The organism is Pandoraea iniqua (assembly GCF_902459685.1).
GTDB classification, from domain to species: Bacteria; Pseudomonadota; Gammaproteobacteria; order Burkholderiales; family Burkholderiaceae; genus Pandoraea; species Pandoraea iniqua.
The window spans coordinates 678,273-693,512 of record NZ_CABPSF010000003.1; the positions used below are offsets into that span (position 1 = coordinate 678,273).

The window sequence follows — 15,240 nt, forward strand, 5'->3', positions numbered from 1 at the left end:
CGCCGGTCACGGCGGAAAAAAGAGGTGCTACCGCCCCGTTGCCACCGGGCAACAGGGCAAGGCGCAGCGGGTGGCAACGACATCCGCGTGACACGGAAGACTGTCCCAACGCCCCGCCCTGCCATCGCGGCTTACAACCAGCCCGCCTTACGGAATTTCAGGAACAGCAGCAGATCGATGAGGATCATCACCGCCACGCAGACCGGATAGCCGTACTGAAACTTCAACTCGGGGATATCGGCGAAGTTCATGCCGTAGATGCCCGCAATCATGGTCGGTACGGCGAACAGCGCGGCAAACGAGCCCAGCCGCTTGGTCGTTTCGTTCTCGGTGAGCGAGATCATGCCGAGATTGACCGAAAGTGCGGTGGTGACCATTTCGCGCAGCATGTCGATGTTCTTCGTAATGCGCTGCAAATGGTCATACACGTCGCGGAAGTACTCCTGCATGCCGCCGCAGAGCTTCGGGGCCATCGCGCCGAACAGCTTGCTGACCGCTTCCATCAGCGGCACGCAGGCGTGTTGCAGTGTGATGAGACGCCGCTTGAGTTGATACAGATCCTCGATGATCTCGCGCCCCTTGGCCGGTTCATTGCGCGCGAATATCTGCTCCTCGATGGCTTCAAGCTGGGCTTCGAGATCGTCGAACACCGGGAAGTAGCTGTCGACAATGGCATCCATGAGCGCGTAGAGCACGAAGATTGCGCCTTGCTTGAGCAAGTGCGGCTCCTTCTCTGCGCGTGCACGCACAGCCCCTAACCCCTGCGTCGCGTTCGAGCGCACCGAGAGCACGTAGTTGTGCCCGGCGAAGATGGCGACCTCGCCGATGGTGAAGTCACCGTCGGTGTCTTTGTTGAGCACGTGTAACGTTGCGCGCGTTTTGGCACTGTTTTGCGCTTCTTTTGGCACAGACGAAAAACGGCCACATCGCCTAATTTCGCGCCGCTTTTGACACTTCTAGGTTGACGCGCCCTAGAACAGCCCGACCGGCTCGGCGGCACGATCCCAGCTATAGATGATCAACTCCCGGCGGGCAGTGCCACCGCCTCCACCCACCGTGTAACTGATATCGGTCGACTCCATCTGGAACCGGCCGAAGCACTCCCGAATGGCCGGGTGGTCGTTCAGACTCACGATGGCCTTACCTTCCAGCCTGGCCAGCACATCGGCCATTTGGACGTACTGGTCAAACTCGAACGGCACCCCGTAGCCCTCCGTCTCCCAATATGGCGGATCCATGTAGAAGAACGTGTGCGGCCGGTCGTAGCGGGCCACACAGTCCTGCCAGGCCACGTTTTCCACCTGGACACCGGCCAGGCGCAGGTGCGCGGCCGACAGGCTCTCCTCGATCCGCAGCAGGTTCACCACCGGCGCAGTGGTTGCCGTCCCAAACGACTGCCCCTGCACCTTGGCCCCGAAGGCGTGCTGCGACAGGTAGTAGAAGCGGGCCGCCCGCTGGATGTCCGTCAACGGTTCGGTCGGCGTCATTTGCAGCCACTTGAACACCTGACGGCTCGATATCGCCCACTTGAACTGGCGGACGAACTCCTCAAGGTGGTGCTGCACCACCCGGTATAGGTTCACCAGCTCGCCGTTGATGTCGTTGATGACTTCGCATTGAGCGGGCGAACGCAGGAAGAACAGCGCAGCGCCACCCGCAAAGACTTCGACGTAGCACGTATGGTCGGGAAAGCGCGGGATCAGCAGCTCGGCCAAGCGCCGTTTGCCGCCGATCCAGGGAACGATAGGGTTTGCCATTGGGACTCCTCTGATATTTCTATTGCCCAGGACACGGAGAAGCGGTGCGCTACCAGGCAATCGCCCGGACATCCTCCGCTCGCTCTGCGGCGTCAATCTCGCGCAGCCTGTCGGCGTAGTGCTGCTGGATAGCCTGACGCTTCGAGGCCCAATCAGCGGCCACGACGGCAAGTTGCTGCGCGTCGTGCTCAACGAAGTCCCACCGATCACCGACCTTACACCACAGCTTTGCCGGTGCAGCGAGCATCACGGCATGCAGGAGATTCAACTGATCGGCCTCGTCCGAGCCGTAGGTGCGCTCCTCGCTCGTCGGCGATGACGCAAAGCCACCCAGCAACTCACGTCGGCACGCTGCGCGCATGTTCAATCGCGCAAGGGCGCGGGCATCGTCTAGCGGAACCTCTGGGGGCTGTTCGGGCGCGAACGTCCATGAGTCACCGCCCTGTGTGGCCACCCAGCCTTCCTGCGGCATCGGATCGAACCCTGATATTTCCGTCACGACGAAGTCTGGCGCGAAGTCCGGCCGCTCATTCGCTTCAAATTTCCAGTGCAGACGCCCGAAAAGAATCTGTGCAAACGTCTTCATGTTCACCACTCCACGATGCAAACGCCATCAAAACCATCACCACCGTTGGAATCGCCCTCTCTGATGTAATAAAGAGCACCGCCGCTGCCACCGCCCCCATATCCAGAGGCGTTCGTAATCTGATATCCGTTGACGGCAGGCCCACCTCCGCCGAATAGGCCATTTCCACCAGCACCGCCAAATGTGGTTTGGGCATTCGCAGAACCTGTGTATTGCCCCGAACCACCACCCGGCCAGCCAAATCCGCCTGCGCCACCAACGCTCCCCGACCCAGTGAATCCACCCTCACCGCCGCCCCCACCGGAGCAAGTCACATGCGAACCAAAGCTAGACGCGCCGCCAGTACCGCCTTTGGGCAAAGGCGAGGGAGTTTGCGCCAGCACCGTTGCGGCCCCTTTGCCGCCCTTACCAATGGTGACCCTAACCGAAACTCCGACATCCAATTTCAGGTGGTATCGGTAGACGCTTTGCCCCGCTCCACCTCCACCACCGGGAATCATGAAGTCACTCATGTCGCGTCCACCGGCTCCGCCTCCACCACCGGCACCTATCATCGTTATCCAGTTGTCTTCTCGCACTGGAGTGAAATCGCCCGTTTGAGTGATGACGGCAATGCCCGGTGCATATCTCTGGTCAGCCTGCTCCAGCGTGATCGCATGATGTGGCTCCTTGCCGGGCGGCAATTGCAGCGTTCCGCCCGCACACATGACAAGAATCCACGCACCATTGCCTGCGTTTACTGAAGGCGATGTCGTGTAAAGCAGCGTCGCTATGCCATGCTCAACCAGCTCTTCGCCTTGAAGACCCAGGAGGCCTAAACCCACAATTGGCTTATCGGGCAAGCCATCCGGCGCGTACGTCGATGAACCAGAATTCGTATGCGAAATACGTACGCGCTGACCAATCCCTTCCACCAACGAATCCGCTGTCAATGGCGGAACGTTGACCGCTGCATATGTATTTTCAGCACCACCCACATCGCTTAGAACGGTCGGACTGTTCACTAACCGCGTGATCGCCTTGAGCAACTGGTGATCGTCGCTCGGATCGAGCGTCATGCCTGCACCTTCAACGACGTGAGCAGGCTCGTTCTGCTGGCTGTTGGCCCAATCCTTGGTAAGGATGGTGCCCTCTACGAACTGACCGTCGTCCGTGTTAATTCTCTGCATCGTTATCCTCGTCGTATTGAAAAATCACCTTCGTGTGCGCGGGCTTTAGGTCTTCGAACAGGGTTTCCAGAATCGGATCGGATCTCACGGCCAGCCGCTCACCAACTGCGCTCTTACCCACCCGGAAGTAGTACTTCAGCTCGGGCGCGCCCTCGACGTTCACACGCCACAGCCACATCGCGTCTTCGCTATAGAGCGGATCACCGACTCGGTTCCGATCCACGCGAAACGGCTCGAATTCGTCAATCGTGATCGTGTAGCCCAGCACCTTGGCCAGCCCGATGAAATACGGTATTGACAGCCCGCCCGTGGCGTTCGCCATGAACATCACCATCGACATGCGCTGTTGCAGCGTGTCGTCAGCTTTTGGCACAAGGCCAAATACGCGCTCCCAATCGGGCAGGAACTCGATAGCGTCGAACGACGGCACGATGCCCAGCTCAACGACTCGCGCGTCGGCCAGCGCCTGGTCGAGCGCCTTGCCCTCTGCGGCCAGCTCGACCTTCAAGCTCGGATCGTTAGGCGAATAGGCAACCGGCGGCAGCAACTTGGCCAGCAGCGTCGCGTGCTGGCTCATGGCTTCTTGTCCAGATAGATGTCACCGAGGCGGCACCACTCGATCACCGTCGCGTCGGCCTGCGGCACCACGTTTGCAAGCGGCGTCAACAGGTCGTAATCGAGCACGCCCGCGCAATCGCTGATGGCAGCGCCGATGCGCGTACAAATCACCGTCATGCCCGGAATAATCGTTTGCGCGTAGGCGTCGATTGCGGGTTTGATAGTCTGGCGGGCTTCATCGATGGAAATGCCGTCGAGTACGAGTAACGCGCGCACGTCATACGACTTGATCGTCGGGCTGATCGCCCGAAAGTCTTTCGCCGTCACCGGCCGCTTGTTGTCGATGTTGTTCTGCACCGCCTGGAGCACTTCGTCGGACGGCAGGCCATCCTCGCCCAGCACCACCACGTCGACCGTGCCCAGGCCACGGCGCAGCGGGTAAACATATGCGGCCGTCACGCCCGGGACTTCCATCGCCCACTGCCAGTAGTCATACTTGTTGCCGCCTGCTGGCGGGTGCTGCATGCGGAACTCGACACGGGCAGCCAGGCTCTCCAACGACTCGATGTCTGCACCGCCGAGCAGCTTTTGAACAGTTGCGGCCGCATTGACGCCCATTGGCGGCACGGTCAGCGTGAGCGCATCGCCAGCAACACGATTTGACGCGGTGCCCGACACATCGGCCGTAGCGCCAACAACCAGCGTCTGGTCAGCACCGATCTGCCCACCGGAGGTGGTCGTGTACGTCGTGCCATCGCGGTATTTGAGCGAAAGTCCAGACGCCACAGGCGTTTCAGCAACGCCGGTCAGTACAACGGCTCGATCCCCGCTGGCAGCCACGGCAGGCTTGCGCTCGATGCTGTACATGCGGGCGTGCTTGATGAGGTTCTGCTCGTCGGCCGTGTCAAAGAAGAACTGACGGCCGGTGTACGACTGGTACTGATACAGCCCTTCGATGGCGCTCGCGGTACCGCTTGCGCGCACGTAGTAGTCCGAGTCAGAACTCACGTCCGCTTCGGGGCGTTGGTTCTGGATCTCGCGAAGGATGTTCGCGCGGATCTGGTCGAGCGTGAGGACGGTGGCTGGCATCAGGAAACCCTCACCGGATGTTCGAAATGGTCGACCTGGCCGTTGCTCTGGTAGACCGAGATAACGAGGACAATCACGCCGGTCTTGCCGGTCTTCGGCTCAACCGTGACTTTTGATGCACGGCCGTCATCAACCAACGGTTGGAGTGCCTGTTCGGCGTATTGCACGGCAAGGTTTCGGGTGCGAGGTAGGTCTTTGGAGCGGGCCAGCGTGTAGAGCAGTGAGCCGACTTTGCGGTCAGCCCACCATGTGCCAAGCGGCACAGACAGGCGCAGGTACACAGCGTTTTGCAGCGTATTCGTCTGCTCGCCTGTGTAGCCGCCAGTGTGGGGATCGATGAGTGCGTCCATGTCGATATTGTCGGAGCATGGGCGCTAGTTTTGGATGCTGGCGGATGTCAGTGGGTTTGCGTGTGTGGCAAACCGATCACGACGGTGGATCTGATTCGCCGTCAGGCGTGTGGTGCGTGTGCTCCAGATACGACTTACCGCCGATGGTGGCGTCACCGGAGACGTCGAGTTTGTCTATCGATGCGCCGCTGCCGCCCGAGACGGCCAAGCCGCCGCTGCCGGTGATCGCCTCGGCAACAGCCAGCTCGTGCGTGGCCTCTACCTTGGGGGTATCGAGCTTGATGCCCTGGCTTGCCTTGATCGTCGTCGTTTCGGAATCCACTACAAAATTCTTGGTCTTGAGCGTGGTCGTGTGATCCTTGCCAAACAACAGGTAGTCGCCATAGGCGTTATAGACGGCCGTCTCGCCCGTTTGCAGCCCCTTGATGCGAAGTTGCACATGCTCCGTAGCAACGATAACGCCGTGGCTGCTCGCACCGCCCACCGGCACGACCACAAGCATCGAACCGGGAGGCGGTGCGCTGGTAAAGCCGAAGTGCTGCATCAGCTCCACATCACTCAGTGGCTCGTCAGCCAGGCCGGTGCCGCTGGCCATGACTACTGGGCCTGCTGTATTGACGCTCCCGAGCACGGCCCGAAAGACGCGACGTACCCCTGCGAGCGCACGCGAAATGCGCTTGTCAATTTCGGCGATCATTTCATGATATTCGCGTTAATGGTGGCATCCGTGACGATGAAACCGGGCTTCTCGTGCTTGCCGCCATGACGATGTTTGCGCCCAGAGTGCGGATGCGCATCCGGAATCCACACGCCGTCTTCCTTCAGCTTGAGCGATGTCCTATTGCCGGACTCTCCTCCCGTCAGACGTCGCCCCATCAGAAAATAGATGGCATCGACACCGTACTCTTCCCACACAATGTGCACACGCTGGCCAGGCTTCCAAAGTGCACCATCAGCGGTTCGATGCCCCTTCACGCTCGCCTGCAGCGTATGCGCGGCCAGCGCCGAATCGGAAATGATCTTCTTGGCTCGTGACTGCACAGCCGCAAGATTGGGTGCGTCGTGATCGACGAAGATCTTCGGGCGATAGGTCAGTACGCTCGTATCCTTGACCGTCGTCTTGATGGCCGCAGCCGCAGAGCCGTGCGAAGTGCCGTGCGCCTGCCCCAACACGGTCACCTCGGAATACCGCTCGGAATTCGACAGATCCTCATCGAACCATTCGACGTTATTGCCGCGCCCATCGTCGCGCAACACCAGGCTCGCCACTGGCGGCGCGTTGTAGTCCGGCCCACCAATCACCAGCGTGCCGTCCGGTTCGAACCAGGGCCACAGTCCTTCGCCTTCCGCTGCGTGCACAAGCGCGTCCCAGGCGGACTCCCCCGGTTCGACGCTGATCTTGTCCCACTGTGTCGGCGAGGTTGCGCTCTGAATACGAATTTTGGTGATGCCAAGCGGCTTGACAATCGTCGCAGCAACCTCCGCCAGCGTCACTTGTTTGGCGGTGAATATCGGCGCAGAACAGTCACGCAGAACGCTCGCCATATCGCGCCCACTGATCGCGAGCGATTTGCCGTCTTTGCCGGTTCGCCGCTTAACGCGATCGACAAAGCCGCTAAGCACCGTCTCGCCACCGACTTTGACTTGAACGGACGCACCACGCTGGATGTTGTCCGGCATCTTGCCCGCAGGCTTTGTTAGTCGAACGTCCCACGCATCGGCAGGAATCAGCAAATCGGAATCGATGGAATACGCAGTCCACTGGCTATGCGACTTGCCACCGACCATCACCGTTACCGTCTCATCGCGCGAAGCCACGGAGCACCTCCCCTCGGGTGATGAAATTGGGATTCTTGAGCGCTGGGTTCAGGCGCAGCAGCTCGGCCGAGCGCTGCGCGTCGCCATACCAATCGAACGCCAGGAGCGTCAGATTGGTATCCACGGGAACCGTGCGAGTGACGATCGGCGGCATCGCATCCATCACCGAGACCGTCAATTGCTGGAGCGACAGGGCCGCATCCTTGAGAGGCTCAACGATGGGTCGATACTGCTCAACCGTCATGCTGCTGGTCGCCAGGTCAATCGCGTCCTGAATCTGACCACGGGTGTCGTCCGCAATCTGTTCGATCTGGTCAGGTGTGAGCGTCGGCGTGTCCGCCTGATTCGCCAACACGTCGGAGGCCACTTGGGTCGTTTGCGACGCCACGATCACCGAGGTCAGCATCGTCACCAGTTGCACGTCGCTCGGATCGGCCACAACAGCGCTCGGTTGCGGTGGTGAGTAAGGCGCAGTCGGATCAAACGGCGTATCGGTCACCACGTTGGCATTGGGCGTGCCCGGAATGACCACGGTCTCGCCCTTGGCCGCAGCAGCGGGAATCGACACAACCGATTTCGACTGCTTTCCCAGGGCATTCCAGTCCGACATTTCCAGCCCATCAGAGAAAGCGTGCATCAGGTTCATGCCGCTGGTCAGGCCGATCATGTCCGATGCGAACGCGCTGGGAAACGCCAGATAGTCCAGACCGACCGTCTTGAACCCGATGACCAACGAGCGCAGCGGTGAGACGGTGTCAAGCATGTTGTCGCGAAACGCGTTCAAACGTTGCATGCCAGCCTTTGCTGCCTTCAGGGCATCCACGGCCATTCCAAAAACGCTACTGGCGGCGGACTGTGCGTCGTTGGCCAGTTGCGCAGTGGCATCAGCCTTCTGCGGCGGATCCTCGCCCGTGTAGAGCAAGTTGCCGGGCTTGGACGCCGCGAACTTCATGTCGATCCGGCAGGAGTCCCGGTTCTCTGCGTCGTGAGAAATGTGGCCGCCCAGGAACTGCATGTCCGGCATCGAGCCGAAGATCGGGTGAATCAACTCGGCGGGCCCCTTAGTGGCAAGGGCGTTGAGCAACTGCCGCATCTGCGTTTCGTAGTCGTCGCCGAAGAGCTCCGCCGTCATCGACACTTCGCGGGCCTTTTGGCCCAAGTCTTCAATGTCCTCGCCGTCGACGTTCGGATACTTGTAGCGAGAGACCGAGCGATCCAGCGTATCGTCGGCGCGCAAACACTCGAAGGGAACGCCACGAAACGAGGCGTCGAATAGGTTCTCAGACCATGCCATATCAGTGACGCTCCGCCATTTGCTGGTTCACTTTGTTCACCGCCTGGGCGATCTGGTGACCATCAAGATTGATAACGATTGGTTGAGGTGCGGCGGCCTTCTCGGTTTTCTTCTCTGCGAAAAGAGCATCGCCGATCATCTTGCCCAGCTTCTCGCCCCAGCCGCTGCCGAAGTAGCCACCCACGGCTCCAGCAGCCATTCCAACTGCGCCGCCGATGGCCGTACCAACAACGGGCACCACCGAGCCGATGGCCGCGCCAGCAGCACCACCGGCTGCGCCGCCTGCCATAGCACCAGCAACACCACCGATGGCCTTGCCCGCAACGCCAACATAGGCTGCGTGTTTTTGTGCAGCGGTTTTCGTGTCGTCATGAGCGACGTTCCACGCCTCGTAGGCAGTCGTGGCAATCTGCAGCGGCGCGGCCAGTTTGCCGAAGAGCTTGGCACCCTTCATGGCCTTCGCGCCCATCGAAACAGCCTCGGTCGCGACGCCCGCTTTGCTAACGCCACCGACCACGCTTGCCGCCTCTCCAGCGACGCCCGCTGCTGCCGCAGAGCCGCCACCCGTGATCATGCGAAATGCGCCCATCGCGCCCACGGCCATCGTCAACGTCTCAAAGGCCATCGTGGTGGCAGAAATTGCCTTGGTGAGACCGGGATACTGCTGAGCGTATTCCGCCAGTTTTTCGGACGCATTGCCCAGCCCGTGATTGAGACCGCGCACGGTCTCCATCTCGCCAATCTCTTTCTCGTTCTTGAGCTTGCCGACCTTGTAGCCGTCCATGCTCTGCGCGACCTGGGCATCACTGGCAATCGTGCCACCGCCCTTTTGGTACTCCTTCATTGCCGCTTCATAGACTTCCTTGCGCTTGTCCGTCTGCGTCATGTAGCCAGTAAGCGCCATCACGGATTGCTGATTGCCGAACAGTTTGCCGATGGCCGAACCCTGCAGCAGGTTCGCCATGTTGGTAAGCAGTTCCTTTTGCTCGCCTGGCTTGGCCGTCTTCAGCTTCGCCTGGATGTCCTGGTACTGTTTGTCGTTCTTGAACGTCGTCTGCACCATCGAGACAACGGCATCGAGCATGTCGCCGCCCCCGGCCAGCGTCTTGGTGCGGACTTCATCGAAATTCTTGATCCCGGCACGCTTGGCCCGCGTAGCAAACTCCGTGCTCGATAGCTGGCTGAGAAGATCCTTGACGTTATCGCCCGCCTGACCGGCCGAACCCGCCGTCGACATCGCCGTTTCGTTCAGCGCGAGAATCTTGGCCATGCCCTTGGCACCGGAAAAACCGGCGTTGGCCGCTGCCGCCATCTGTGCAGGCAGGTACTGAGCCAACTGTGGAATCTTGAATTCCCCCATGTGGCCAGCGACCGCCGTCATGTCGAGCACCTTGCCGGTGTCGTTCTCGCCAAAGTGCATGTTCTGCACAGCCTTGACTGCGATGTTGCCCAGCTCGACGGCGCTCGCGCCTTCCGCCGTGGCACCGAGTTGCAGCTTGGGCAGCAGGTCAAACGCGGCCTTACGGCCGAGCGTGTCGTGCGAGAGCAGTTTCTCCAGGGTTTCAGTGGCATCCTCTAGCGAGCCGCCACCCTGGCGCACCGCTGCGTAGATCGCCTGGCGCAGCTCATTCGTCTTGCCGACCCGCTGCTGCGGCGTCAGATCCCGGTAGCTGGTGTTGGCCATCAGCGCGAGGTGCTGATCGAAATTCATCGTGCGACTGACCGGATCAGCCACCGCGTGCGTTGCACCCCAGACGCCCGCCACACCCTCGCCTATATGCATTGCGCCCTTGGCCGCATGACCAAGGCTCAGCTCGTGCTTTTCGACCTTTCCGAATTCCTGGTTCAGCTCCGCGACTTTCTTCTGCAGTGAGGAGAATGCGCGGATCTGCTCTTCGGTCGACCGAAAGCCCGCACGCTCCAGGCGGCTGTACGCCGCGATCGTCTGGTCGATTTCACGGCGAATCGCCTGATCGGATCGCGCACCCAGCGTCTCACGAGCATCGGCAAGTCGCCGGGTCGCTGAGATCGCGGTTTGTGTCGCCGCCACATAGACTTCGCCGGTCTGCTTCGCCTTGGTCTGAATCGTCCCTTCAGCCTTTCCACTCTCCGCCAAGCGGGCTGAATTCAGTGAGTGCGTCGCACTGACCGCTACCCTCGAAGCGTCGACGTAGGCTTGCCCCGTCTGCCGCGCGGCCGTCTGGACATTGCGCTCGGCTTGCCGAGCGGCGCCCGACGACTCGTCGCGCAAGCGCAGGGTCATGCCGACTTCGAGGTCACGGGACATTACTTACCTTTTGGCTTCTTGGATTTCTTCAAACGTGGCCTGCGCATGCTGACCACTTCCCGGGACGAACCGCCGCGCGACGAACCGTGCGGCTTGCCGTTGAGCGTCTCCAACGCATAGACGAACCCGGCAATCTCGGTATCCGTCATGCGCTGGAGTCGCTCTTCGTTTATTCCGTACTTTCCGAAGACGAGGACTGCGAGTCGATACTCTCGGATTCGGGGATCTGATTCGAAACGATCAGCGATTTTTTTAGTCGCTCCTGGGCCGCCTCCATGATCTGGTAATCGATCTCAACGGCCGACACGATCAGCTCCTCGGTGATCTTCTCGGGCGGAATGGTGCCGAGGCTCGTGATGCAGCGAGTCAGCATGGCAGCGTCGAATCGGGCGTTCGACACCATGCTCCCCATGACGTCCGGGCTTTCGGCCACCTCGATACGATCCCCCACACGAGGCAGACGCACCTCGAAGTCACGATGCATCTGGCCGCTTCCGGCGGGATATTCGATGCCGCAGAGCAGCTTGTCTTTGATAGTCAGCATTTATTCATCCACCTTTTGAGTTGCAAAAATAGTCAGGTCACGACGTGCTTCGTTATCGACCGAGTACTGCGTGCCGACGTCGATCGTGACGCAGTCCCGGTAGCTGGTGCGCTTTCCGCCAGCGACAGGGGACGTCGTCAATTTGCCGCCGTGCATGTTCCACCAGTCGATTTCTTCCTCGTCCTGCGGAATCACAACGGTGACCTTCAAATCGTGCGATTCCACACCGCGAGAAACGCCCGCAGCACGTCCCGAACGGTTCATCGTCTTCACCGGCTTCTTTCCGGTGTGCGACGTAACCGAGAACGACACCACCTCGGCCTCTTGTCCGTCGACCTCCAGCACGATGGCGCCGACGTAATCTTTCAATGCCATGATTGGCTCCTTTGGCTATGTCGGGTCAGAGGTACAGGTCGATACGTGCGGCCAGCACGTGGAAGCCCGGAACCACCGGCGCAGGAATCGCCGCACACAACTGGCCGACCTCCTGCAGGTCCTCCTCGACAATCAACCCATCCTTGTACTTGTCAATGAAGCGCAGGATCTCCATCTGTTCCAGGGTGTAGAGGACATCGAGCAGATCGCTGCGCACGTTGGCAGGCGTCTTCGCCGCGATCTTCGAGCGCGGATAGCGCAGGTCGATACGGGTCTTGCATGACTTCGCGGTGTAGTCGAGCGAGCGCACCGTCGTGATATCGAGCAGCGAAGGATCTTCCGTGCCCTCCGGCGTTTCCGTGTACGTGGTGATGGCACGCACGATCTGCACCGCGTTGCCGGGCCCCATTTGCAGCGGCGTGACGCCGTTGTGCAGTGCCTTCTCTTGCTCCGTGCGCCCCGGCCACGCCGCCACTGGCGTCACGTCCAGACCAGGGATAGCCAGGTTGTCGAACGGGCGCGCCGGATCCGATTCGGTCGCCACCGTTGCCGCGTAGGCCGGGCCAATCTGGGCGGGAAGACACAACGACTGTGGGTGCCAGGCAATCGTGACGCGCTCGCCATTCAGATCCCCGGCGAGCGTTGTTGCCGACGCAAGCGTGGTCGACGTGCCCGCGAAGCCCATCGTGCGGCGCTGCTCAAGCGGGTGCGAGACCGCATTGACGTGATCGCGCAGTTTCGTGAGCGCCGTCTCCGTCGCCCAGCAGATCGCGTAGATGGTGTACGCCGCGCCGAACACCTTGGCCAGCGCCGGAGCGATGTCCGGATCGTTCAGGCCGCCAGCGAATGGCGTGAGTGTCGCGGTGATGCCTAGTGCCTGATTCAACTGCGAAGTGACAATTCCATTGCCAAATTCGCCTTTGTTCTTGGCGGTGATGGTGACAGCGCCCGCTGTGGCCGTTGCTGTGACCGGAAGCTTGACCGCCTGGGTGATTGCATCAACGAGGCTGGCGGCAACCGTATCAGCGTCATCGCCAGACGAGACCTTCACGTCGACGCGGGCATTGCCGATGAACAGCGCAAACGCACCATCAGCCGTTGCAGTGCCGTCGAATGTGACAGTGCCATGCGCAGGCTGGCCAGCGGCCGCGTCATCGACAGCGATGACGGTCAACGCGAGATACCGGTTGGCCGTCAGGGCCGCAGTGACTGCGATGTGAGCGAGCGAGCCGTTGCCAAATGCATCGGCAGCCTGATCTTCACTATAGATATCCAACGGGACAAGGGCGTCGAGCTGACCTTCGGTCGTGCGCTGGCCGACGATGATCATGCTCTGATCATTAGCCGGAAGCGTGTTTAGCGCGGCCTTTGTGTTGAACTCGAAGTAATGCCCAGGCTTCCGGCCAGGTGGAATCTGGTAGATAGTGACGTTTGGACTCGACATGTCTTACGCTCCCTTGCCGCCACGCTTGGCGGTGGTCACCGGGGCTTCTGCATCCGGTTTGGCTTCGACGGCTTCGACGGCTTCGACCTGCGGCACGTCTTCAACGACCATCAGATCGCCGTCGAAGACGCGGCGCATGTAATAAGCGCTCTCTTTCACCACCCCCGCCTTCGCATCAGTGATGTACTTGCGCGAGTGATTCTCGCAAGGGACACGCACTCCCTTTCTCGCAATAACTTTCATGGGTTCTCCTTCAGAATCACCACATCCTCCAGCGAGGGCTCGCCATCGTTGGGCTCCAGGTAGTACTTCATGACCAGCGACCGGAATTCAGGCGATGGCGGATCGATCTGGCCGCCGTATTGTTCGAACACCGCACCGAGCGGGTCGTCGGGCCCACCCTGCGGGAAGCCACCGATGGACAGGCTGTCTTCCACCCAAGCGGTGTGGAACTCCATCGCGAACACCGATTTCGCGTCCGACTTGACACTGGTGTTAAACAGCGTCTTGATCACACCAGGTTGAAGCTCGCGAATGGGAAGACCCATGTCCTGCTGATTGAGAAGACGCCGCACACAGGTGATGAGCATGTTCGTGCCGACCTCGTCCTTGGCGACGCCGCCATGCCGAGTCGACTCCTCGCCGCGAATGTTTCGAGCCCCTACCATCACAGCGAACGTGGCCTCGGCCTTGAACTTGGCTCGGCTCGTGCTCACGGGATCGGTGCGCTTGACACCTGCGAACGTGACCCACACGGCCGGGAATCGACGCACGACGTTCTCGAAGTCGTCCATGTCGAACTCGCCGCCGTAGGTCTTGACCTCCTTGACCATGCTCCCCAGCCCACGCGCCAGGCGATCAACGATGGCGAGCTCGACGGCCGCAATGATCGGGACATATGCCGGTTTCACCGGCCGGATGGTCTCGCTCATCAATAGCCTCCGCGATCCCGGTTACTGAAGATCTTCGTGCCGCGATTGAACTTGACGACGTTCTTCGCCTCGACCGTGGCACCCGTTGCGTCAGCGCCGAGCGTTATCTGCCCGGTCGCGATCAGCTTCAGAAACTTGATCGCGAGGTCATACCGCTTCTGAATTTCCTCGGTGCACGTCGTGCCAGCCCCGGTCAGGTGATAGCGGCAGATATCGCAGCACTTGCTCGCAAGGAAGCGCGGCACGATCTGCAACGGCAGGCTGTAGCGACTGCCGAGGAAGGTGTCGATCTCGGCGCTGGCATCTTCGAGTCCGGCCGCGAGCACCGCGTCGTCAATCTCGCCGGTGTCGTTTCGATCTGTCAGGGCTCTGACTTCGTACTCGCCGAAGCTATTCACCATGTCCTGTCGCGTGGCGTAGGCCATGATTTATCGCTTCCCCTGATGGTCAGCGGACTTGGCCGTGGCGGCGGGTTTGGCCTGACTGGAATCGGTCTGGCCAGCGCTCGACTCGCTCGCGGCCTGCAATGCCTGCTCGCGGGCGTCGAGGGCTTCGGCGCGCTTGTCCAGTTCGGCCGCTTTCTCGGTGAGCGCCGTGTCGCGCGCATCCAGCTCCGACGCGCGCACGAGCAATGCGCCTTCGATTGTTTTCAGCTCGGACTCGAACCGGAACTGCTCCTCGTGACGCCTGTCCAGTTCCTGCGCGCGATTCGAAAGCTCCGCTTCGCGCCGACATTCACCAGCAGCGCACTCGCCCGGCTGACTCTCGACGGTGGTCGAACTGGTGGCCATGCGTGCCACGGCAGCCTTCACATGCGCCGAGTCGAGATGCTTGAATTTCTCGGCCTCGGCCATCGTTCGCTCCACCACCGTCTCGACGGCGACCAGCGACTTGTCCGTCGTGAGCGCCGTGTATTCGGTGGGACTCAACTGTGCGAGCACCAGCGTGATCGGCTCACGGCCGAACACGCGACCAGCGCGGCGGAACGTCTCCGGGCGCGATGCGACCCTGATCGCCGGGTGTTTCTGCTTTTCCAT

At 60.8% G+C, this 15,240-nt stretch carries 19 protein-coding genes; all 19 read right to left on the reverse strand.

All coding sequences use genetic code 11. From position 1 onward, the window contains the following. Window positions 1-131: 131 nt before the first annotated feature. Window positions 132-860 carry a magnesium and cobalt transport protein CorA gene (locus tag PIN31009_RS13970; protein WP_484555850.1) on the reverse strand — a complete coding sequence of 243 codons (729 nt, stop codon included), beginning with the start codon at window positions 858-860 and terminating at the stop codon, window positions 132-134. A gap of 111 nt (window positions 861-971) precedes the next feature. Further along, window positions 972-1,757: a DNA adenine methylase gene (locus tag PIN31009_RS13975; protein WP_150740304.1), complete on the reverse strand. Its 786-nt coding sequence runs from the start codon at window positions 1,755-1,757 to the stop codon at window positions 972-974. A 49-nt stretch (window positions 1,758-1,806) separates the two neighbouring features. After that, window positions 1,807-2,343, reverse strand: coding sequence for a DUF4376 domain-containing protein (locus tag PIN31009_RS13980; protein WP_150740303.1), 537 nt, complete (start codon window positions 2,341-2,343; stop codon window positions 1,807-1,809). Window positions 2,344-2,345: 2 nt separating this feature from the next. Further along, window positions 2,346-3,512, reverse strand: coding sequence for a glycine-rich domain-containing protein (locus PIN31009_RS28355; RefSeq protein ID WP_150740302.1), 1,167 nt, complete (start codon window positions 3,510-3,512; stop codon window positions 2,346-2,348). Continuing rightward, window positions 3,499-4,089 (reverse strand): YmfQ family protein, encoded by a 591-nt coding sequence (locus PIN31009_RS13990; RefSeq protein ID WP_150740301.1) that lies wholly within the window; start codon window positions 4,087-4,089, stop codon window positions 3,499-3,501. Before PIN31009_RS13990 ends, PIN31009_RS28355 begins: the two co-directional genes overlap by 14 nt. Then, entirely contained in the window at window positions 4,086-5,159 is a 1,074-nt protein-coding gene (locus tag PIN31009_RS13995; RefSeq protein WP_150740300.1) for a baseplate J/gp47 family protein, read from the reverse strand. The genes PIN31009_RS13990 and PIN31009_RS13995 overlap by 4 nt, the downstream gene beginning before the upstream one ends. Continuing rightward, entirely contained in the window at window positions 5,159-5,509 is a 351-nt protein-coding gene (locus tag PIN31009_RS14000; RefSeq protein ID WP_150740299.1) for a phage GP46 family protein, read from the reverse strand. Before PIN31009_RS14000 ends, PIN31009_RS13995 begins: the two co-directional genes overlap by 1 nt. 76 nt (window positions 5,510-5,585) lie before the next feature. Next, window positions 5,586-6,206 (reverse strand): phage baseplate assembly protein V, encoded by a 621-nt coding sequence (locus PIN31009_RS14005; protein WP_150740298.1) that lies wholly within the window; start codon window positions 6,204-6,206, stop codon window positions 5,586-5,588. After that, on the reverse strand, window positions 6,203-7,327 hold the full coding sequence (locus PIN31009_RS14010; RefSeq protein ID WP_150740297.1) for a phage baseplate assembly protein: 1,125 nt from the start codon (window positions 7,325-7,327) through the stop codon (window positions 6,203-6,205). The genes PIN31009_RS14005 and PIN31009_RS14010 overlap by 4 nt, the downstream gene beginning before the upstream one ends. After that, window positions 7,311-8,621 carry a DNA circularization protein gene (locus tag PIN31009_RS14015; protein ID WP_150740296.1) on the reverse strand — a complete coding sequence of 437 codons (1,311 nt, stop codon included), beginning with the start codon at window positions 8,619-8,621 and terminating at the stop codon, window positions 7,311-7,313. The genes PIN31009_RS14010 and PIN31009_RS14015 overlap by 17 nt, the downstream gene beginning before the upstream one ends. Window position 8,622: 1 nt before the next feature. After that, on the reverse strand, window positions 8,623-10,908 hold the full coding sequence (locus tag PIN31009_RS14020; RefSeq protein ID WP_150740295.1) for a phage tail tape measure protein: 2,286 nt from the start codon (window positions 10,906-10,908) through the stop codon (window positions 8,623-8,625). Further along, window positions 10,908-11,057 carry a hypothetical protein gene (locus PIN31009_RS27935; protein WP_174991083.1) on the reverse strand — a complete coding sequence of 50 codons (150 nt, stop codon included), beginning with the start codon at window positions 11,055-11,057 and terminating at the stop codon, window positions 10,908-10,910. Before PIN31009_RS27935 ends, PIN31009_RS14020 begins: the two co-directional genes overlap by 1 nt. 20 nt (window positions 11,058-11,077) lie before the next feature. Then, window positions 11,078-11,452, reverse strand: coding sequence for a hypothetical protein (locus tag PIN31009_RS14025; RefSeq protein WP_150740294.1), 375 nt, complete (start codon window positions 11,450-11,452; stop codon window positions 11,078-11,080). Further along, window positions 11,453-11,827, reverse strand: a complete 375-nt coding sequence (locus tag PIN31009_RS14030) for a phage tail protein (RefSeq protein WP_150740293.1) — start codon at window positions 11,825-11,827, stop codon at window positions 11,453-11,455. It lies immediately after the preceding gene. Between the two features lie 25 nt (window positions 11,828-11,852). Further along, window positions 11,853-13,271: a phage tail sheath subtilisin-like domain-containing protein gene (locus tag PIN31009_RS14035; RefSeq protein WP_150740292.1), complete on the reverse strand. Its 1,419-nt coding sequence runs from the start codon at window positions 13,269-13,271 to the stop codon at window positions 11,853-11,855. 3 nt (window positions 13,272-13,274) lie between these two features. Further along, complete coding sequence (locus PIN31009_RS14040) at window positions 13,275-13,514, reverse strand: hypothetical protein (protein WP_150740291.1); 240 nt, start codon at window positions 13,512-13,514, stop codon at window positions 13,275-13,277. Beyond that, a complete protein-coding gene (locus PIN31009_RS14045) occupies window positions 13,511-14,203 on the reverse strand; it encodes a DUF1834 family protein (RefSeq protein ID WP_150740290.1) in 693 nt (230 codons plus the stop codon). Before PIN31009_RS14045 ends, PIN31009_RS14040 begins: the two co-directional genes overlap by 4 nt. Continuing rightward, window positions 14,203-14,628 carry a gp436 family protein gene (locus PIN31009_RS14050; protein WP_150740289.1) on the reverse strand — a complete coding sequence of 142 codons (426 nt, stop codon included), beginning with the start codon at window positions 14,626-14,628 and terminating at the stop codon, window positions 14,203-14,205. The genes PIN31009_RS14045 and PIN31009_RS14050 overlap by 1 nt, the downstream gene beginning before the upstream one ends. 3 nt (window positions 14,629-14,631) lie before the next feature. After that, window positions 14,632-15,240, reverse strand: a complete 609-nt coding sequence (locus PIN31009_RS14055; protein ID WP_150740288.1) for a hypothetical protein — start codon at window positions 15,238-15,240, stop codon at window positions 14,632-14,634.

Coding starts and splice junctions, on each gene's coding strand:
- PIN31009_RS13975 (WP_150740304.1), bottom strand. CDS start 1,757: ATGGCAAACCCTATCGTTCCCTGGATCGGCGGCAAACGGCGCTTGGCC.
- PIN31009_RS13980 (WP_150740303.1), bottom strand. CDS start 2,343: ATGAAGACGTTTGCACAGATTCTTTTCGGGCGTCTGCACTGGAAATTT.
- PIN31009_RS28355 (WP_150740302.1), bottom strand. CDS start 3,512: ATGCAGAGAATTAACACGGACGACGGTCAGTTCGTAGAGGGCACCATC.
- PIN31009_RS13990 (WP_150740301.1), bottom strand. CDS start 4,089: ATGAGCCAGCACGCGACGCTGCTGGCCAAGTTGCTGCCGCCGGTTGCC.
- PIN31009_RS13995 (WP_150740300.1), bottom strand. CDS start 5,159: ATGCCAGCCACCGTCCTCACGCTCGACCAGATCCGCGCGAACATCCTT.
- PIN31009_RS14000 (WP_150740299.1), bottom strand. CDS start 5,509: ATGGACGCACTCATCGATCCCCACACTGGCGGCTACACAGGCGAGCAG.
- PIN31009_RS14005 (WP_150740298.1), bottom strand. CDS start 6,206: ATGATCGCCGAAATTGACAAGCGCATTTCGCGTGCGCTCGCAGGGGTA.
- PIN31009_RS14015 (WP_150740296.1), bottom strand. CDS start 8,621: ATGGCATGGTCTGAGAACCTATTCGACGCCTCGTTTCGTGGCGTTCCC.
- PIN31009_RS14020 (WP_150740295.1), bottom strand. CDS start 10,908: ATGTCCCGTGACCTCGAAGTCGGCATGACCCTGCGCTTGCGCGACGAG.
- PIN31009_RS27935 (WP_174991083.1), bottom strand. CDS start 11,057: ATGACGGATACCGAGATTGCCGGGTTCGTCTATGCGTTGGAGACGCTC.
- PIN31009_RS14025 (WP_150740294.1), bottom strand. CDS start 11,452: ATGCTGACTATCAAAGACAAGCTGCTCTGCGGCATCGAATATCCCGCC.
- PIN31009_RS14030 (WP_150740293.1), bottom strand. CDS start 11,827: ATGGCATTGAAAGATTACGTCGGCGCCATCGTGCTGGAGGTCGACGGA.
- PIN31009_RS14035 (WP_150740292.1), bottom strand. CDS start 13,271: ATGTCGAGTCCAAACGTCACTATCTACCAGATTCCACCTGGCCGGAAG.
- PIN31009_RS14040 (WP_150740291.1), bottom strand. CDS start 13,514: ATGAAAGTTATTGCGAGAAAGGGAGTGCGTGTCCCTTGCGAGAATCAC.
- PIN31009_RS14045 (WP_150740290.1), bottom strand. CDS start 14,203: ATGAGCGAGACCATCCGGCCGGTGAAACCGGCATATGTCCCGATCATT.
- PIN31009_RS14050 (WP_150740289.1), bottom strand. CDS start 14,628: ATGGCCTACGCCACGCGACAGGACATGGTGAATAGCTTCGGCGAGTAC.
- PIN31009_RS14055 (WP_150740288.1), bottom strand. CDS start 15,240: ATGGAAAAGCAGAAACACCCGGCGATCAGGGTCGCATCGCGCCCGGAG.